The sequence below is a fragment of the Pontibacillus halophilus JSM 076056 = DSM 19796 genome (assembly GCF_000425205.1).
Lineage (GTDB): Bacteria > Bacillota > Bacilli > Bacillales > BH030062 > Pontibacillus_A > Pontibacillus_A halophilus.
Genome location: NZ_KE384328.1, coordinates 250,841 through 268,102, shown reverse-complemented (window position 1 = coordinate 268,102; position 17,262 = coordinate 250,841). Strand labels below are relative to the sequence as shown.

The 17,262-nt window shown below is 42.1% G+C and carries 20 protein-coding genes; 4 read left to right on the top strand and 16 right to left on the bottom strand.

The window, feature by feature from the left end; all coding sequences use genetic code 11:
- Positions 1–40 precede the first annotated feature (40 nt).
- The 4 genes from lepA to gpr form a co-directional block, all read right to left on the bottom strand.
- Positions 41–1,861 carry a translation elongation factor 4 gene (lepA, locus tag H513_RS0118985; protein WP_026802147.1) on the bottom strand — a complete coding sequence of 607 codons (1,821 nt, stop codon included), beginning with the start codon at positions 1,859–1,861 and terminating at the stop codon, positions 41–43.
- A 126-nt stretch (positions 1,862–1,987) separates the two neighbouring features.
- Positions 1,988–2,401, bottom strand: a complete 414-nt coding sequence (locus H513_RS0118980) for a DUF3679 domain-containing protein (protein WP_156111430.1) — start codon at positions 2,399–2,401, stop codon at positions 1,988–1,990.
- 81 nt (positions 2,402–2,482) lie between these two features.
- The gene (spoIIP, locus tag H513_RS0118975) at positions 2,483–3,649 is read right to left on the bottom strand and encodes a stage II sporulation protein P (RefSeq protein WP_026802145.1); all 1,167 of its coding nucleotides are present in this window, start codon (positions 3,647–3,649) and stop codon (positions 2,483–2,485) included.
- Positions 3,650–3,727: 78 nt separating this feature from the next.
- Complete coding sequence (gene gpr / locus H513_RS0118970) at positions 3,728–4,822, bottom strand: GPR endopeptidase (RefSeq protein WP_026802144.1); 1,095 nt, start codon at positions 4,820–4,822, stop codon at positions 3,728–3,730.
- A 180-nt stretch (positions 4,823–5,002) separates the two neighbouring features.
- Here gpr and rpsT point away from each other — a divergent pair, with 180 nt between their 5' ends.
- A complete protein-coding gene (rpsT, locus tag H513_RS0118965) occupies positions 5,003–5,269 on the top strand; it encodes a 30S ribosomal protein S20 (RefSeq protein ID WP_026802143.1) in 267 nt (88 codons plus the stop codon).
- Between the two features lie 163 nt (positions 5,270–5,432).
- Here the strand turns inward: rpsT and holA are convergent, their stop codons facing one another.
- A complete protein-coding gene (gene holA / locus H513_RS0118960) occupies positions 5,433–6,473 on the bottom strand; it encodes a DNA polymerase III subunit delta (RefSeq protein WP_026802142.1) in 1,041 nt (346 codons plus the stop codon).
- Between the two features lie 313 nt (positions 6,474–6,786).
- On the opposite strand from holA, the gene H513_RS21370 reads away from it, so the two are divergent.
- Positions 6,787–6,921, top strand: a complete 135-nt coding sequence (locus H513_RS21370) for a YqzM family protein (RefSeq protein WP_026802141.1) — start codon at positions 6,787–6,789, stop codon at positions 6,919–6,921.
- 86 nt (positions 6,922–7,007) lie between these two features.
- Here the strand turns inward: H513_RS21370 and H513_RS0118950 are convergent, their stop codons facing one another.
- The 3 genes from H513_RS0118950 to H513_RS0118940 all read right to left on the bottom strand — a co-directional run bounded on the left by H513_RS0118950 (position 7,008) and on the right by H513_RS0118940 (position 10,461).
- Entirely contained in the window at positions 7,008–9,227 is a 2,220-nt protein-coding gene (locus H513_RS0118950) for a DNA internalization-related competence protein ComEC/Rec2 (RefSeq protein WP_051240167.1), read from the bottom strand.
- 15 nt (positions 9,228–9,242) lie between these two features.
- A complete protein-coding gene (locus H513_RS0118945; RefSeq protein ID WP_026802139.1) occupies positions 9,243–9,812 on the bottom strand; it encodes a ComE operon protein 2 in 570 nt (189 codons plus the stop codon).
- Between the two features lie 67 nt (positions 9,813–9,879).
- Positions 9,880–10,461 (bottom strand): helix-hairpin-helix domain-containing protein, encoded by a 582-nt coding sequence (locus H513_RS0118940; protein ID WP_026802138.1) that lies wholly within the window; start codon positions 10,459–10,461, stop codon positions 9,880–9,882.
- Between the two features lie 82 nt (positions 10,462–10,543).
- Here H513_RS0118940 and comER point away from each other — a divergent pair, with 82 nt between their 5' ends.
- Positions 10,544–11,368 carry a late competence protein ComER gene (gene comER, locus H513_RS0118935; protein ID WP_026802137.1) on the top strand — a complete coding sequence of 275 codons (825 nt, stop codon included), beginning with the start codon at positions 10,544–10,546 and terminating at the stop codon, positions 11,366–11,368.
- A 72-nt stretch (positions 11,369–11,440) separates the two neighbouring features.
- On the opposite strand, the gene H513_RS0118930 is transcribed toward comER, so the two are convergent.
- Genes H513_RS0118930 through H513_RS0118895 form a run of 8 tightly spaced genes read right to left on the bottom strand, consistent with a single transcriptional unit; the run spans position 11,441 to position 16,486 of the window.
- Complete coding sequence (locus H513_RS0118930) at positions 11,441–12,190, bottom strand: class I SAM-dependent DNA methyltransferase (RefSeq protein ID WP_026802136.1); 750 nt, start codon at positions 12,188–12,190, stop codon at positions 11,441–11,443.
- On the bottom strand, positions 12,190–12,555 hold the full coding sequence (gene rsfS, locus H513_RS0118925) for a ribosome silencing factor (RefSeq protein WP_026802135.1): 366 nt from the start codon (positions 12,553–12,555) through the stop codon (positions 12,190–12,192). Before rsfS ends, H513_RS0118930 begins: the two co-directional genes overlap by 1 nt.
- 15 nt (positions 12,556–12,570) lie before the next feature.
- Positions 12,571–13,140, bottom strand: coding sequence for a bis(5'-nucleosyl)-tetraphosphatase (symmetrical) YqeK (yqeK, locus tag H513_RS0118920; protein ID WP_026802134.1), 570 nt, complete (start codon positions 13,138–13,140; stop codon positions 12,571–12,573).
- Complete coding sequence (locus H513_RS0118915) at positions 13,127–13,696, bottom strand: nicotinate-nucleotide adenylyltransferase (RefSeq protein WP_026802133.1); 570 nt, start codon at positions 13,694–13,696, stop codon at positions 13,127–13,129. The genes yqeK and H513_RS0118915 overlap by 14 nt, the downstream gene beginning before the upstream one ends.
- Positions 13,697–13,713: 17 nt before the next feature.
- Complete coding sequence (yhbY, locus tag H513_RS0118910) at positions 13,714–14,004, bottom strand: ribosome assembly RNA-binding protein YhbY (RefSeq protein WP_026802132.1); 291 nt, start codon at positions 14,002–14,004, stop codon at positions 13,714–13,716.
- Positions 13,991–14,848: a shikimate dehydrogenase gene (gene aroE, locus H513_RS0118905; RefSeq protein ID WP_036769156.1), complete on the bottom strand. Its 858-nt coding sequence runs from the start codon at positions 14,846–14,848 to the stop codon at positions 13,991–13,993. Before aroE ends, yhbY begins: the two co-directional genes overlap by 14 nt.
- A gap of 16 nt (positions 14,849–14,864) precedes the next feature.
- Complete coding sequence (yqeH, locus tag H513_RS0118900) at positions 14,865–15,968, bottom strand: ribosome biogenesis GTPase YqeH (protein WP_211226525.1); 1,104 nt, start codon at positions 15,966–15,968, stop codon at positions 14,865–14,867.
- Entirely contained in the window at positions 15,968–16,486 is a 519-nt protein-coding gene (locus tag H513_RS0118895) for a YqeG family HAD IIIA-type phosphatase (protein WP_026802129.1), read from the bottom strand. The genes yqeH and H513_RS0118895 overlap by 1 nt, the downstream gene beginning before the upstream one ends.
- A 410-nt stretch (positions 16,487–16,896) precedes the next feature.
- On the opposite strand from H513_RS0118895, the gene sda reads away from it, so the two are divergent.
- The gene (gene sda / locus H513_RS21365) at positions 16,897–17,037 is read left to right on the top strand and encodes a sporulation histidine kinase inhibitor Sda (protein WP_081658348.1); all 141 of its coding nucleotides are present in this window, start codon (positions 16,897–16,899) and stop codon (positions 17,035–17,037) included.
- Positions 17,038–17,262: the final 225 nt, after the last annotated feature.

Below are 17,262 nucleotides of genomic sequence, written 5' to 3'. Positions count from 1 at the left end.
TTAAAAACCGCAAGATTCCCTCCTGCGGTTTTTCCATTCATTAATCGTTATCAGAATCCATTTCTAGAACAGCCATGAAGGCTTCTTGTGGGATCTCTACTGATCCTACCATCTTCATACGTTTTTTACCTTCTTTTTGCTTCTCAAGCAATTTACGTTTACGTGAAATATCTCCGCCGTAACATTTAGCCAAGACGTTCTTACGCATCGCCTTAATCGTTGAGCGAGCTACAATCTTATTCCCGATTGCTGCTTGGACAGGTACTTCGAACTGCTGACGAGGAATTAACTCCTTCAGCTTATTCGCAATCGCCTTCCCACGATCGTAAGCAAAGTCACGGTGAACAATGATGGATAGAGCATCAATCGTATCGTTATTTAACCAAATATCCATCTTCACTAGGTTGGATGGGCGATAACCAATCAACTCATAGTCAAAGGACGCATAGCCCTTAGTAGAGGACTTCAATTGATCAAAGAAATCATACACAATCTCAGAAAGTGGAATATCGTAAACGATGTTTACGCGATTGTCATCTAAATACTCCATATTTACGAATGCGCCACGTTTCTTCTGACAGATTTCCATAATTGCACCAACGTAATCATTTGGTACCATAATCGTTGCTTTGACAAATGGTTCGCGAATCTCTTGGACTGACTGTGGGTCAGGCATAAGAGATGGGTTCTCAACGGTAATCGTCTCACCCGTTGTTTGTTCTACCTCATAAATTACACTAGGTGCAGTTGTAATTAATTCAATTCCAAATTCGCGCTCAATACGTTCTTGGATAATCTCCATGTGAAGGAGACCAAGGAATCCACAACGGAATCCAAAGCCAAGTGCTTGTGATGTCTCCGCTTCGTATTGCAAGGAACTGTCGTTAAGTTCAAGACGTTCTAACGCCTCTCTTAAATCATTGTAATTACTTGCATCAACAGGGAACATTCCGCAATAAACCATTGGGTTCATGCGCTTGTAACCTGGCAGTGGTTCGTCCGCTGGATTCTTCGCTGAAGTGATGGTATCACCGACACGAGCGTCACCGACGTTCTTGATAGATGCAGTTAAGTACCCTACGTCCCCAACGCTTAACTGGTCTTTCGGTGTTGGCTTTGGATTAAATACGCCAATGTCGTTTACTTCAAATTCTTTCTCTGTAGCCATCATGCGAATTTTATCGCCGACTTTTACGGTACCTTCTTTAATACTGACAGAAGACACGACACCACGATAAGGGTCGTAAAGAGAGTCAAAGATCAAGGCTTTCAATGGGTCCTCAGGGTTACCTTGAGGTGCTGGAATGCGGTCTACAATGGCTTCTAGAATTTCTTCAATTCCTTTACCCGCTTTAGCGGAAGCCATGATCGCCTCATCTCCATCAATCCCTAGCACATCTTCTAGCTCTTGCTTCACCCGCTCAGGGTCCGCAGCTGGAAGGTCGACCTTATTAATAACCGGAATAATTTCCAAATCGTTATCAAGGGCTAAGTATACGTTTGCAAGGGTCTGAGCTTCAATGCCCTGTGCAGCGTCCACAACAAGGATAACCCCTTCACATGCCGCAAGACTCCGCGATACTTCATACGTAAAGTCTACGTGTCCAGGTGTATCAATGAGGTGGAATAAGTAATCTTCCCCGTCATTTCTTTCATATTTTAATTGTACAGCATTTAATTTAATGGTAATGCCACGTTCACGCTCAAGGTCCATCGCATCGAGAAACTGTTCTTTCATTTCACGCTGTGTTAAAGCTTTCGTTTTCTCTAAAATACGGTCGGCTAGCGTTGATTTACCGTGGTCAATGTGAGCGATAATCGAAAAATTTCGCACATTGCTCTGTTTAAACTGTCCGCTCATTTCATCACTCCTACTAATATCCGCAACAATCGCTAGCATGATTATAGCAATCAAATGCACTTTCTTCAATCAAAAGTCGTGTGGTGACCAAACGAAAGCGCCCACACAGGAGGCGTGGGCACTTTCTTAAAAGATTAGTTGAACAAGCTGATAGACAAGACTTAAGACCAGGTTGTATACCCCCTTAACGAAGTTACCGAGGCTTAAGGCAAGTTTCTGAATCCCTTGTGTTTCATAGGTCTCATCAAATTGTTGTTTCTTCTCATCCAACTGTACTTGTTGAAAGGATTGACCCATCACTTCCACTTCTACCGTGCCGTCATCAGCTTCTGTCGTTTGAATTGCCTCTTGGAATGATTGGTCGCTATATCCACGAATTTGAATCATACCTAAGCTAGCTTGGTTAATCCCAACTAGGATTCCAGCCAAGAACAGCACAAGCATAAATAGAAACGTCACGGTAAACCGCTTCATGATTCTCAACTCCTTTGTACTTTCGTCGTCTAGTTCATAGGCCCAGCCACTACGGTCATAAGTCAATCAACCACGTGCGGTGATGACACCTCTCTTCGTTGCTTGCCTTATGCCTACCGTGGCTAAGCAGGACCCTTACACTTTTGGTTATCGAGTTCCATCTACCTTCTCTGCATCCCAATAATAATCGCTAAACACTTCGGCAATGGCATCCGCAGTACGATACAGTTCGTCCAAGTTATTGTCGACGCCCCCAAATTCAATTAATGCAGAATTCTGTGCTAAGTCTTGATTGTATTTCCCATCGACTCCAGCACCCTTTTTCGTAATGACACCTTTACTTAATCCTGGATAGTCCTCTTCAATCATCTTGTGCAACTCATTTGCCAACTTCAAGTTCTCTTCATATTTGGCATACTCTCCACCTACTACAAAGAGGATCCGTGCATAACTCTTGTCCTCAATTGTTGTCGTAGTCTTCTCCTTCGGTAATGCATCCCGGTGTAAGTCGAAGAAAAAGTTAAGGTTTTCATCTTGATTCATAGCCGCTTCTACTACAGGCCTTGAGGCATCGTAGGATTGATGATACTCCATCCCTTTATCCTTCAGTAGTTTCGTGAAATCTGTTTTGTCGATTGTTGTACCTATCCCATTTGCTTCTAACTGCTGAGCTAACCTTTCTCCTACCATAGTGATATTAGCCTCAGAATGGAAGGCATCTTTCGTTCCTTCTGGCAGTAATGGGAAGTAGGATTCACGATTGTGTGTGTGATAGATATACACAACATCTCGGTCCCCAGTTGTTGGGGCTGCTTCATCTTTAGGCGAGGCAGGTTCCTTTTCTTCAGGAGTTTCTGTGACTATTGCCTCTTTTTCCTGATCGAATATTTCCATAGGAGGGTTAGACTCAATCGGCATACTTGTATAGTCCATTCCTTCTCCGGCTACAATAATTTCGCCATCATAGCTCGCAAAACCCGGAATTTCTCTACCAAGCAAGCTCCTAGGGTCATCTGGCTTCACACTCGTTGCTAATTGAAACATTAATTTACTTACTTTTATCTCCTCTTGGTCCTCTGGGAAGGCAGACTCAAACATACGATTCTCCATTCCCATCAAGTACAAGAAAGACGAACCCTTCACTTGACTTGTCCAATCATGAACAGCAGAAGAAGAGAGTCGGTATGCTGGTTGAATAGAAGTCAGAATTCCTATAAGAAGAAAGAGCAGACAAACTGCACCTACATATACACTGCTGCGTTTATACCATTTACGGAGTGACTCTTTTATCGAACTATTCGAGCGAGTATACATCGTTCCATCCTTTCTAACTCAGTCTAGCAACTCTACTAACAAACGTATGAGTACTAGGACCGAAGTAGAACGATGAAATTATTTCGTATAACTGTCGTTTGTATTCGTATCTACAGCTTCATGAAGTGCAGCGTTCAATCCAGAAGAAACAACATGAGCAATATCTTTCATAAATCCATCAACTTCTTTAGGAGTCACCATTAAATTGTGACCTAAAGGAGAGAGAACTTCCTTAATTAGTTGCTTCTTCTCTTGTTCACCGAGACCACCGACAAGACCGAAGAGAGACTTTCTACGCTCTTCACTTGGAAGGTCTTCTTCTGTGAACTCCCGCTTCTTTCCAAAGTTCATCCCTGCTGGTGTTAACGATTTGGATGGCTGATCTTTCTCTTCAATTTCTCTACCGAGATGTTTAAACAAATAATCAATGGTGTCACTCGTGATTGTGACTGCATCTACTACAGTTGGTACACCAACTGAGAATACAGGGATATTTAACGTCTCTTTGCTCAATTCTTTCCGCTTGTTCCCGATTCCTGAACCAGGGTGTATGCCAGTATCCGCAATTTGAATTGTCGCATTAACACGTTCAACTGAACGGGATGCAAGTGCATCAATTGCTATGACGAAATCAGGTTGTACCTTGTTAATTACACCGAAGATAATGTCACTCGTTTCAATGCCCGTCACTCCCATAACACCAGGAGTCAATGCCATGACCGGACGAAACCCTTCAGACACGTGCTCAGGTTGGAGGCGAAATAAGTGTTCTGTTACGATTGCTTTTTGAACAACTCTTGGTCCTAAGGAATCTGGGGTTACTTCTCCGTTACCAAGTCCTACGATGAGCGCCTTCGCGTCGTTAGCAATACCATGCTTCTCTAACAGTTGCTGGAACTCATTAGCGAGAACTTTGGCCATTTGATGCTGTAGAACAGAATCGTGAGAACGAATTCCTTGAGATTCAATATTAATGTAGGTACCAGGTTTCTTCCCAATTGTCTCAGCTCCTACCTCATCTACCTCAACGTAGGTTACCTTTACTTCACCATCAGAAGTCTCTCTGACATGAACCCCTTTTGGTTCTTGCTCCGTGTTCGTCTCTTGTTCTACATACATGTCTTTTGCTTCTACCGCTAAGTCAGTTCGCACTTCGAAAGAACGATCATCCATAAGATTATACCTCCGTTTTTTTACTAGGTTCTCCTGTTAAAGAGGGTTGCATACATGTATGGATTGAAATCCTAATGGATATTACTATTGAAAACCTTCTCCGGCTTTGGTAAAATGTCTCTTGTTCCTTAAATGCTATACATGCTTAAGAATAGGTTTACTTCAGGGAGGTGAAACTCTATGGCTAATATTAAATCTGCACAGAAACGCGTCGTTACTTCTAACGAAAAACGCGCAGTAAACAACTCTGTTAAAGCGGACATGCGTTCTGCTGTTAAACGTGTTGATACACTTGTTGACCAAAATCAAAAAGAGGACGCAGTTGCAGCACTAAAATCTGCAGTCACTAAAATTGATAAAGCGGTACAAAAAGGCCTTATCCATAAAAATAACGGCAACCGTAAAAAAGCTCGTCTAACTAAAAAAGTTAACGGACTTAGCGCGTAATGAACGCTGAATTATGACCAACCATGAAACGATCCATACTTTGGATCGTTTTTTTGTATATCTGAAGGCGTTAGATTATTCGTGTATAATACTTGCTAAAAAAACCACTGCGAGCTGTAGGCAACTCGCAGTGGTTTTTTGTATTCTATTACGTTAGAGGTCCTTAGCTAGGCGTCGCCTGGTTTCGATGTATGATTCGGTAAAGGAGCATTTCAAAGGCTAACTCTTTCTCCATTCTCCCTTGTTTCATCGCAGCATCCGCTTCCGATAGATGTAGCATAATGTCATCAAGCTGTTGCTTTGTAAAGCCAGTCTCACGCTTCATTGCCATCTTTACAGCAAAGGGGTGTGCCTTTACAGACTGAGCAATTTGATTTTGGTTGTACCCCTTTTTCTTCATTAATTTACTCTGGTAAATCAATCTGAACTGTGAAGCAAATAAAGCTAATAGAGCAATTGGTTCCTCATTTTGTTTCATTAAGTCTTTAAATAAGAACATTGCGCGCCTCATATCTTGATTCATAATGGCATCGACTAACTTAAGTGCCGATGCTTGAGGGTTATGAGAGAGGAGCAACTCTGCTACTTCACGCGTGATATGCTTGTCCTCTCCTACATAGAGAGCCAATTTCTCAAGTTCGCTTCTGATCGCCATCAAATTTGTCCCATTCTCCTGAATAAAAAGGTCAAAGGCTTGGGAATCTACTTGAATGTGAAGTTCCTTCGCGATGGATTGAATCCATTGTGATACTTCATAGTCCTTAATGGATTGGCAAGGTACGAGTCCTCCTGCCGATTTAATTTGCTTAACAATTTTCTTCCGCTCATCAATTTTCTCGTAAGAAGCGATGAATACGATAATTGAGTAATCAGCTGGATTATCCAAGTAAGCTTGTAGAGCTTTAAGGTCATGCTCAACTTGGGTTTTATCTGCTTTAGCTTTAAAGAAAGAAGGATTGTGGCAGATGAGGACCTTTCGTTCTCCTAGAAACGGGAAGGTTTCTGCATCCATTAATACTTCTTGAATGGAAATCTCATCCAAGTCATAGACAGACAAATTCACGTCCGCCTCCGAATCCGTTAACGCATGCTTTGTAATGGCTTGGCGAATGTCCTGTATTAAGTAAGATTCCGTCCCGTACAACAAATATACAGGAAGAAATGATTGTTTCTTTATATTCTTCAATGTATCGAAATAACCCATTTGGTTTCCTCCAAAAAACGTTCTATACGTATCGTATAAGGAAAATCGTTGGGTTGCAAGATGCGAAATAGGAAGAGAGGGAAATGGTCACTCCATTCCCCCCGAGGATCTATGTGAACGCTTAGCAACAAGCCCCAGGTAACTCGCTGCTAAAACGGATATTTATCTCTGCTCTCTTATCGTAGCCAATCCTGTACAAAGTATAGGTGTAAACTCTTGTCAAGAAAGCCATCGTTTCAATTGTCACGACTGGATAAATATAGATTTTTTAGAAAAAATCCATTATACTAGATGACACATAGGAGGGGTTATTGTGAACGAGTTTAAAAAAGAAGTACAATCGCCTACAAATGATGTCATTGACTCGGGTAAAGGATTTATCACATCGTTCCTATTCTTTATGGTTATTTTCTTTATCGGCACCCTTGTCAATGTACTCGTAGGATAATTGTCTACACTGGGATGGATTGGAAAGGAGACTGGCGATGAAGCCGTCTCCTTTTTTCTTTGTCTTCTTCAATTTACAATGCTATCCTATGGCAACGTCTTATAAAACGTACCTGTCCAATCGGTAAATTTATAGGTAACTGCCCCATGAAGATCCGTACGCATAACTTCAACCCCTTCTGCATCAAGGTTCTGTACCACATCCGCATGAGGGTGTCCATATCGGTTATCTTTCCCTGCTGAAATCCAAGCAATGGAAGGTGTTGTTCTCTCTAACAGAAGAGGTGAAGTGGATGAAGAACTTCCATGATGCCCCACCTTCAACACATCTATATCCAAAGTTGGTAAAGCATTCAGCATTCGCTCTTCCACTTCTACCCCACTATCTCCTGTAAACAACCACTTCAATCCCCCTAGTTTCATGAGGAATACGATTGAATTTTCATTCTTATCTTCCTCTTGTACCATCGGACTTAGAATGGACAGGTCGAGCGTTTGAAGCCTAACAACATCTCCACCTTTAACAAATTTTAAACGCGCTCCACTCTCTTGAAGAGACTGAGACAATGACTCATCCTGTTCGAAATAGGGACTTACAACCACCGTTGACGGGCGAAATCCCTTAATCATTGGCTCAGCACTCCCTACGTGGTCCATGTCTTTATGAGTTAACAACAATGTGTCAATTGTCTTAATCCCCCTCTCATGCAGAAACGGCTCTAACACCTCTTGATATACGTCATGCTCAGCCGGGAACACCGCCCCCGCTGCGTCCACCACAAGTACGTGCTTACGATACGGCAGTTCAATGACAAAGGTGTCTCCTTGCCCCACATCCACCATCGTGACATAACCATGAGGCGACACATAAGGAATAAACGAATGAACAGCTAGTACGATTACTGTGCCAATTCCGTATAAAAACCCTTTCATCTTCTCCCCTTTACTCCAGTGAAAGAGAAACAAAATAAGGAGGAAGATGTACATAAGACTTTCTAACACCGACAGCCTACCTACCACCCACTCCACATACAATCGCTCGTCTAAAGTCGTTAAGACGACATCCGAAATCTTGAGTAAGATCCGAAACGTAGAATCAAATACAAACGATAACGCTGGAACCAAGAAACCAATACTCGCCACAAAACAAACCGGAAGAAGCAAAAGAGTAATAAATGGGACAAACAACAGGTTAGCTACCAAAGAAAGAGGATTAAAACTGTAGAAGGCATATAGTTGAAGAGGGAGCAATGACAGCTGGCTAATTAAGCTAATCGTCAATAACCCTTGCATAAAAGAAGTAGTCATCAGCTTTCTGGAAAGCAGGAGAAAAAACGTCACCCAAAACGAAAATTGAAATCCAAGATTTAGAAGGTAGTTTGCGTTCGTAAAGAGTACGACGAGGACAATTCCTGAGAGAAGATCTGACATTGGGATTCGGATACGGAAAAGCGACAAGATGAAATACAATTCAGCCATCCCGATTGCGCGCCATACAGAAGGAGCACCACCTGCCAATACGCCATATACGGGTAACATCACCATAATAGCGAGCAGCGCCCGTTCTTTCGTGACAATCCCGAGGCGAACAAGTACGACATACAGCGTGCTCATAAAGAGACCTATATGAAGCCCTGATATTGCCAGTAAGTGAGAAAGGTTCCACCGTTGATAGGTTTCAATCACTCCTTGTTCTAACTCTGACTTATCCCCAAAAACGAGAGCTAAAATCCAAGCTGAATGATTTGGGAGGTAAGTTTGTTTGATTCGGCTCATCCAATCATCGCGCCATTGGTAGAGCGCTGTTAAGTTGGCACGACCTTCGCAGTCCACGACATTCTTTACAAGGAATGTTCCACTTGCAGAACGTGATTGAAGGTATTGACCATAATTAAACCCTCCTTCATTCCGCAAGGGTTCTGTCTCCTCAAACTCCCCTTCTACGGTGCAAGTAGCACCATACACGAGAGAGTCTGGTACGGAATCAAATGCATAAAAGAATAGACGATGATTGTCTCCATCCTTCGCCACAAAACGCACATAGGAATCTCGGTGCTCTGGATGTTCCACAACTTGTACAGTCAACAAATCTGAGTGGAGTGTAAGAGGGGGTGGTGATTGTAGAGGATGCTTTATATAGAGGGCTAACCCAAGGAGCAGAGAGAGCGTGAGAAGATAAAAGTGGTGTTTCTGGTACTTTCCTTTCCAAATGACCCAGAGGAGCATGATCATGGTGGGGAGAAGCGCTACACGTGCCAGCACTCCCCCTAATGAGAACATCACTAAAATGTGTAATTTTCCTTTCACATCTATTCATCCTCTTTATGAAGTTGTTGAGGAAAACAATTTATTTGCTTGCCGTTCAAGCTCAGCAAAGTCTTCTTGATTTGAAGTCTGTTGCAGACGATTTAACAACTGATACACAAAATCCGTTTTTTCAGCGGACCTGTCACCTAATTCAACCGGGTTTACTTCTACCTTCTCCGTATCCACCCCTGCTTCTTTAAATAACTGGATGGCGTATGGATGGTTTTTGTAATCCTCTGCATAGTACACTTTCTGAATGCCGCTTTGAATAATGGATTTACAACAATGCACGCACGGGAAATGAGTGACATAGATTTCCGCCCCATCAGTTGGTACCCCGAACTTGGAACATTGCAACAAAGCATTAATTTCCGCATGAATCGTTCGCACACAATGACCATCAATGATATAACACCCCTCGTCGACACAATGAACAGAACCAGAGACACTTCCGTTGTATCCTCCAGCAATAATTCGTTTATCACGAACAATTGTCGCCCCGACAGATAGTCGTTCACATGTACTACGTAACGCCAAGAGGTGGCTTTGCGCCATGAAATACTCGTTCCAAGAAATCCGCTCCATGAAAATATCTCCCTTTTCTAAATATTCTTATACAGTTTATATGGAGATTCGACAGGCGTCAACGAGCTTATGGAAGCTGTACGGATTCTTGAATGTTCTGAAGAGTAGACTCGCCAATGCCAGACACTTCAAGTAAATCTTCCACTTTCTTGAATGGACCATGCTCTTCTCTGTGCTGCAGGATTGCAGAAGCTTTAGAAGGACCAATCCCTGGCAGTGTTTCTAATTCCTCTTGAGTCGCTTGATTGATTCGTACTTTACCGTCTTGACTGGAAGGGGATCCCGCCTCCCTTTGCCCTGTTGACTCCTCCTGGTTCGTCACTAAAATGACCATTTCATCCACAACCTTTTGGGCTAAATTAACAGAATACGGATTACCCGTCTCTTTAATTCCACCCGCTCTGTTAATGACGTCCTGCACACGATCACCAAGAGAGGCTTCATATACACCTGGCTTTACGACCTCCCCCTTTACATCAACATAAAAGGTATGAGGTTCTACTACTGTCTCTTCATCAACCGGATTTTCAACCACATCCCCGGTCTGAATTACAGCCCCATTTTCATTAGATGGTTCTTTCTGTACTACCAGAAGGAGAATAATCACTCCTGCAACGATAGTCGCAAAGATTTTCGGTAATCGGTTCATAACATGTATAACCTTCTTTCATATCTACATTTTTTGGTACATAGAATGTAAAAGAAACCTAGGATAAGGAGGGGAAATCGCGATGAAATGGGGAATCATTGGAACGGGAAATATGGGGCGAATGCTCGCGGAGGTATGGATTGAGAAACAGGTAGTGAAACCCGAAGACTTGTATGTGACCAATCGTAATCTAGATAAGGCAATTGGACTCCAAGCTCTATATAGAGAGATTACGATTGTGGAAAGCGTAGAAGAATTGGCGGAACATGCAGATGTTTTATTTATCTGTACAAAGCCATTAGATATACACCCCCTTTTAGTACGGATGAGTCCATATTTAACTAAGCAGCAATGTTTAGTTTCAATAACAAGTCCATACAGCGTTGAGGAATTAGAAGAGCTTGTACCTTGTCAGGTTGCAAGAATCATCCCAAGCATTACGAATCGAGCACATGCAGGTGTAAGTTTAGTCACCTATGGCTCTGGAGTATCACCTGTGATGAAGGCCTATTTAGAGCAAAGCGTAAAGCTTTATTCCACTCCACTGAATATTAAAGAAGAAATTACACGAGTGGCTTCAGATATTGTTTCTTGCGGCCCTGCATTCTATAGCTTCGTTACTCAAAAATTCGTAGAAGCGGCTACGAGCGAAACCGAAATCTCGAAAGACGAAGCAACAATTATGGCAACAGAGATGTTGATTGGGTTAGGAAAGCTTCTTGAGGAGGGGCACTATACCCTTAAAACATTGCAAGAGAAAGTATCTGTGAAAGGCGGAGTAACGGGTGAAGGGATTCGGGTAATGGAGAAAGAAATGGCAACGGTCTTTCATCATGTTATTCAAGCAACACATGACAAATATGCGGAGGATAAGGATAAGATTGAGGGGCAACGTACGACTACGTAATAGTCATTCGTCATAGATTACAATTATCCTTTAAAAAAAACCTTGCTAAGTCACTTAGCAAGGTTTAAAACTTTATTTATGACAAACAAAAAACAGACGGTCCTGTTCTGTTTCATCCGCTTCTCTCGTGTAATCGAAATCACCAAAAATCTCTTCTACAGAGAAACCAGCTCTCACTAGCCAATCTCTATAAGATTCAATCGGATGCGTTTGTTGTACATGTTGTTCGTCCACCCGTGTGTAGTGATGATTCTCCTTCAAGAAGAACGTTAAATCATGGACGACCTGATGAGGCTTTTCCCCTTCTTCACAAAACCAAATATAGGAGGTTTCGTCTGATACGAATCCAAACGTTTCACCAACTAGAAATTCATCTACATAAGAAATGGAATGTGAGTCAAAGATGAATGTACCACCAGGACGCAACAACTCATACACACGTGCAAAGAATGACTGAATTTGTTCACTGGTACCTAGGTAATTGACAACATCGCAATAGCTTATCGCTAAGTCATGAGACTCTTCTAAGTTGATTGCCGTAATATCCTGTGCCACCCATTGGATGGACTGACGAGCTTTAGTTGCCTTTTGTTGTGCAATAGTGAGCATAGCTTCAGACAAATCAACACCCGTCATGGTGAAGCCTTTCTTGGCGAGCTGAAGGGTAATTTCTCCTGTCCCACAGCCAAGGTCTATGACATCCTTTGTGGAGCCCTCTTTCCTCGAAAGAACGCCTTCAGTGATGGATACCCACTCTTCATAAGGGGCATCACTCATCAAATCATCATAGACCTCAGCAAACCTGCCGTAGGCGTCTGCCATTACTGTTCACGACCAGATGTAACTTCTTGATACGTATAGGTTGGAGCATCGCCCCATAGACGCTCAAGGTTATAGTAAGAGCGCTCCTCCTTGTGGAAGATATGGCATACAACACCATTTAAATCGACAAGGATCCAACGAGCCTGGTCAAATCCCTCAATGCGTTTTACTTCAATATCTTCTTCACCAAGTCCTTCACGAATACCACGAGCAATCGCTTGAACTTGTCGTTCATTACTTCCGTCACAAATTAAGAAGTAATCCGCAACTAAGGATACACCTTGCATATCCATTACAATAATATTTTCTGCACGCTTGTCGTCACAGATTTCTGCAACGCGTTGAACCATTTCTTTACTTTCCAAATCTCATTCCTCCAATTAAGAACGTTTGTACTGTTTCGTTAACGCGTTATAAGCATAGAAAGTTTCAGGGTAAATAGGCTGGTTCTTGCTCATCAAGAATGAAATGGTGTTCTTTGAAGCCATCCAACACCCTTTGTTTAAATCTTCCCACGCAGCTTCGCGTACTTGCTCTAAGCCAGGAAATTTCCTTCCAGGCTCGATATAATCCGCTAAAAAGATTACTTTATCTAAATCGGTCATATGGGTTCTACCTGTCGTATGGTAATGAACCGCCTCTAATAATTCCTGGTCCTCTATGCCTAGCTCTCTTTCAAGAAGCAGTGCACCAACAGGACCATGCCAAAGTTCATGGTGATAGTGAAGTAAATCTTTAGGCAAATAGCTGGATTGAATCCACCGCTTCATTTCTTCAACAGGACGGTATTTGGCATAGTCGTGGAAGATGGCAGCGAGTTCTGTCTTATGCACGTCCACTCCATACATTTCAGCAAGTTGAATAGCTGTTTCCATGACACGAATTGTATGCTCATACCTTTCCTGTTTCAAATGCGGCTTCACAAGCGCTAGCGCTTCATTTCTTTCCATAAAGACCCCTCTCCTTCACATAGTCTTTAACTGAATCAGGCAGTAGATACCTAGTTGATTCTCCTGCTTCTATCCGTTCCCTGATTAAAGTGGAAGAAACCTCAAATACAGGAACTTCTACTTCTGTCACAGGGATCGAACTATTCAGCGTATACCCAGGACGTTTAACACCTACGAAGGTAACAAGGGTGAGGAGCTCATCGATTTGATACCACTTGTTCAAGTTTTCTACGATGTCTCCTCCAATAATGAAATAAAACGAAGCATCTTCATATTGTTCTCTTAAAGTACGGATGGTGTCAACCGTATAGGATACGCCAGTTCGCTCAATCTCAATGGTATTCACAGAGAAATGCTCATTATCTTCTGTAGCAAGAGCCGTCATGTTTGCCCGGTCTCGAGCGGGAGTATCCGTAGCGTCTTTATGAGGTGGGTCATGAGATGGTATAAACCAAACCTCGTCTAGCTGTAAAGACCGGTAGACTTCTTCTGCGATTAACAAATGCCCTAGATGTGGAGGGTCGAAGGTACCGCCTAAAAGACCAATTTTCTTCATTATTTATCTCCCTTTTATTAAGGCAATTGAATCTCTTTGTTGTTCGTTGATTCTTTATACAAGACGATTGTGTTTCCAATAATTTGAACAACATGTGCACCTGTGTTCGATGCGATCTCATTGGCAACTTCGTGTTTATCATCGAAATTGTTCTGTAGAATACTAATTTTAATTAATTCGCGTTTTTCAAGCGTATCCTCGATTTGTTCTACCATGTTTTCGTTTACCCCTGTTTTTCCTACTTGGAAAATTGGGTTTAAATGGTGAGCTTTAGAACGCAAGAAGCGTTTTTGCTTACCTGTTAGCATGTTCATCATCCTTTACTTGTTGTTCGAATTCCTTAAGAAGTTGGGTTGCTTCTACACGTTTCCCTGTCCAAATTTCAAAGGCAAGTGCAGCTTGATAGAGCAGCATCCCGTGCCCATGGAGCACATTCGCCCCTCTTTGTTCCGCCTCTAATAAAAAGGAGGTATGGAAGGGCTTGTATACAATATCACACACAATCGCATGTGAGGATACTCCAGCAAGAGAAAGTACTTGGTCTTTCGTATTAGGTACCATTCCCACCGAGGTGGTCTGGACAATTACATCGTAGTCTGAAATCTTCTCCTCTGCCTCTTGTAGTGAGAGCACATGGGTTTGACCTTCATGCGCATGGTTCCCAATAATCTTCATCGCCTTTTCTGTCGTTCGATTCGTAACATCGACTTGTACCATCTCTTCTTCTAACAAAGCATGGTAAATCCCTTTTGCTGCACCACCAGCTCCAATAACCAGTGCTTTCCCTGCGGGGAAGTCAAAGCTCGGGTACGCCTCACGAAGCGAACGCACAAAGCCTTTCCCATCCGTGTTGTATCCTTTCCACTTTCCATTTTCCAAAGCAACGGTATTGACCGCTCCTATTTTAGCAGCATATGAATCAATTTCATCTAGATAAGGAAGAATGGCTTCCTTAAATGGAACCGTCACATTAAATCCATCCATTTCTAAAGCCTTAAACCCTTTGATTGCTTCACTCAAATCGTCCGGTTTCACTTCAATTGCTCTGTACAACCCTTCTAACTGTGCTTCTTCAAGAAAGTTTGTGTGAATCCACGGAGACTTTGAATGCTTAGCGGGGTAGCCTATAACCCCAAACAGATACTTATTCATCACTCCTACTCCCTTCTTAAATTAATGAAGGTCGTATCGACACACGAACACCTTCTGGGACGTGAGCGGTAACCGTAACATTCCCCTCTGGTACTGTGACCCAACCGAGCCCCGAGAAGACAATATCCGTCTTCGCTTCCTTAATCGCGAAGGATTGAGGAGTCAAAGGAGGCAAATTCTTTCTCGTTTCTTCATCTGGTGGAGACAATAACTCTCCCACGTGCTGCTGATAAAGCTCATCTGCATTTTCTAGCTTCGTACGGTGAATGTGAATGTCATTCGAAAGATGACAGATAAATGAGCTCCGTTCTCCTTTTTCGAAATCTAGACGTGCCAATCCACCAAAGAACAAGGTCTGGCCTGAATTTAACTGATACACCTTTGGCTTTATTTCCTTTTTCGGGGTAATAAATTTCAAATCCTGATCAGAGACGTAATGAGCCATCTGATGGTGATTAATAACTCCCGGCGTGTCATAAAGAGAAGTTTGTTCATCTAACGGGATATCAATAAATCCTAACGTTGTGCCTGGGAAGTAAGAAGTCGTGATTGCATCATCAATACCTGATGTTCGTTTAATAAGATGATTAATGAATGTAGACTTCCCAACATTCGTACACCCAACAACGTACACGTCTTTGCCGTTTCGATACTCATCTAAATGATCCGCCACCTCATCCATCCCTTGTCCTGTTTTGGCTGAGATTAAGAATACATCTTTTACTTTCAGACCTTGGTCTTTAGCTGACTTCTGCATCCATTGCTTTACCTTATTCGGATTCACAGACTTCGGCAATAAGTCTGCTTTATTTCCTACAAGGATAATCGGGTTGTTCCCAGTGAAACGAGGAAGACCTTGAATAAAGCTTCCGTTGAAATCAAAGATATCAATGATCTTGACGATAAGACCATTCGAGTCGCCAATCGTATTTAACATTTCCAAGAAGTCGTGGTCCGTCAGTTCTACGTCTTGAACCTCATTGTAATGCTTCAGACGAAAGCATCGCTTACATATAATTTCTTCCCGTTGTAGGGCAGAAGCGGGTACATACCCAGAACGGCTGGGGTCATCTGTTTGTATTTCGGCTCCGCAGCCTTGACAATAAATCGTTTCTTCCATTATTGATCCTCCCAAGAGATTTTGCCTTTACGTTTCATCCAGTTTAAAATTCTTCTTTCAACTAAACGGTTGAATTTCGTAAAGAACCCGTCGGTTTTAACAATTGGAACGACTAGGATGGTGTGTAAGTTAGAGCGATTACCACCTAGGACGTCCGTTAATAACTGATCGCCAACAACAACAAGCTCTTCATCTTTCATGTTCATCTGACGCTTGGCCTGGCGAAAGGCTTTACCCAATGGCTTGCGCGCACTGTAGATAAACGGAATGTCTAACGGTGTGGAAAAGAGTTTAACTCTCTCTTCATTATTATTGGAAACAATGGTTATTTGAATGCCATGGTCTTGCATCAGCTTAAACCATTGTACAATTTCAGGGGTTGCATCTTTTTGGTCCCAAGCCACAAGCGTATTGTCTAAGTCCGTAATGACACCCTTAATTCCTTTGTCCTTTAATTCGGAAGGGCGGATTTCGAACACAGATTGAACATGCTCATTTGGCAAAAAATTCTTCAGCACGATTCATTCACCTCATTCATAATCATCCAAATACCGCACGTTGGACTACTTTCCCATGATATACAATATAGCATTACCTTTCAAAAGAAACTTAACATTTTTTAAACAAACCTACATCTTTATGCGTAAAATAATCGAAAATACGAAAACCTTTCGACATATTTTTTACATCTTTTTCTTGTGGATATCTTTATTCACATTACACACAGCTAAATCTCTCGTTTTATATAGAAATTTCTGAATTTATGCACAAGTTATGAACATAATCTGTGGATATCAACGTAGTTGTTGTGCCTTTCTATTAATGGTAAAGTATACATACGCTAATCGACACATCCAATACGTTTACATACATAAGTGACTAGACATTCTTTCCCGGAGGTGAACGGCCTGCGCTTGGCTGTACATGTATGGAGTATCTTTCTAACGAATTACTTATTGAATCGTACCTCAAGGCCAAAGAACTGAAGCTAAGTTCAGAGTTTATTCTATTGATCGAAGAAGAACTAGAACGCAGATGTCTACTACAGAAGATTGTCCAATCAAGTTAGTCACCTCTCTAGAACGGTCATGCTCATGAAGCATGGCCGTTTTTTTGACTCCTGTATACACTTGTATAAAGTTTAGATAGGTTGGTCAGCCTAATTAAAATGTTTATACCCTAAAACGCCGTACATAAATTCTTCTTATTTAATAACTCATGGCAGGAATCGCGTTATCTTGCATGAATGCCCTCATTTAAGGGAATTTAGTTGAATATAGAATTGTTTTTTGAT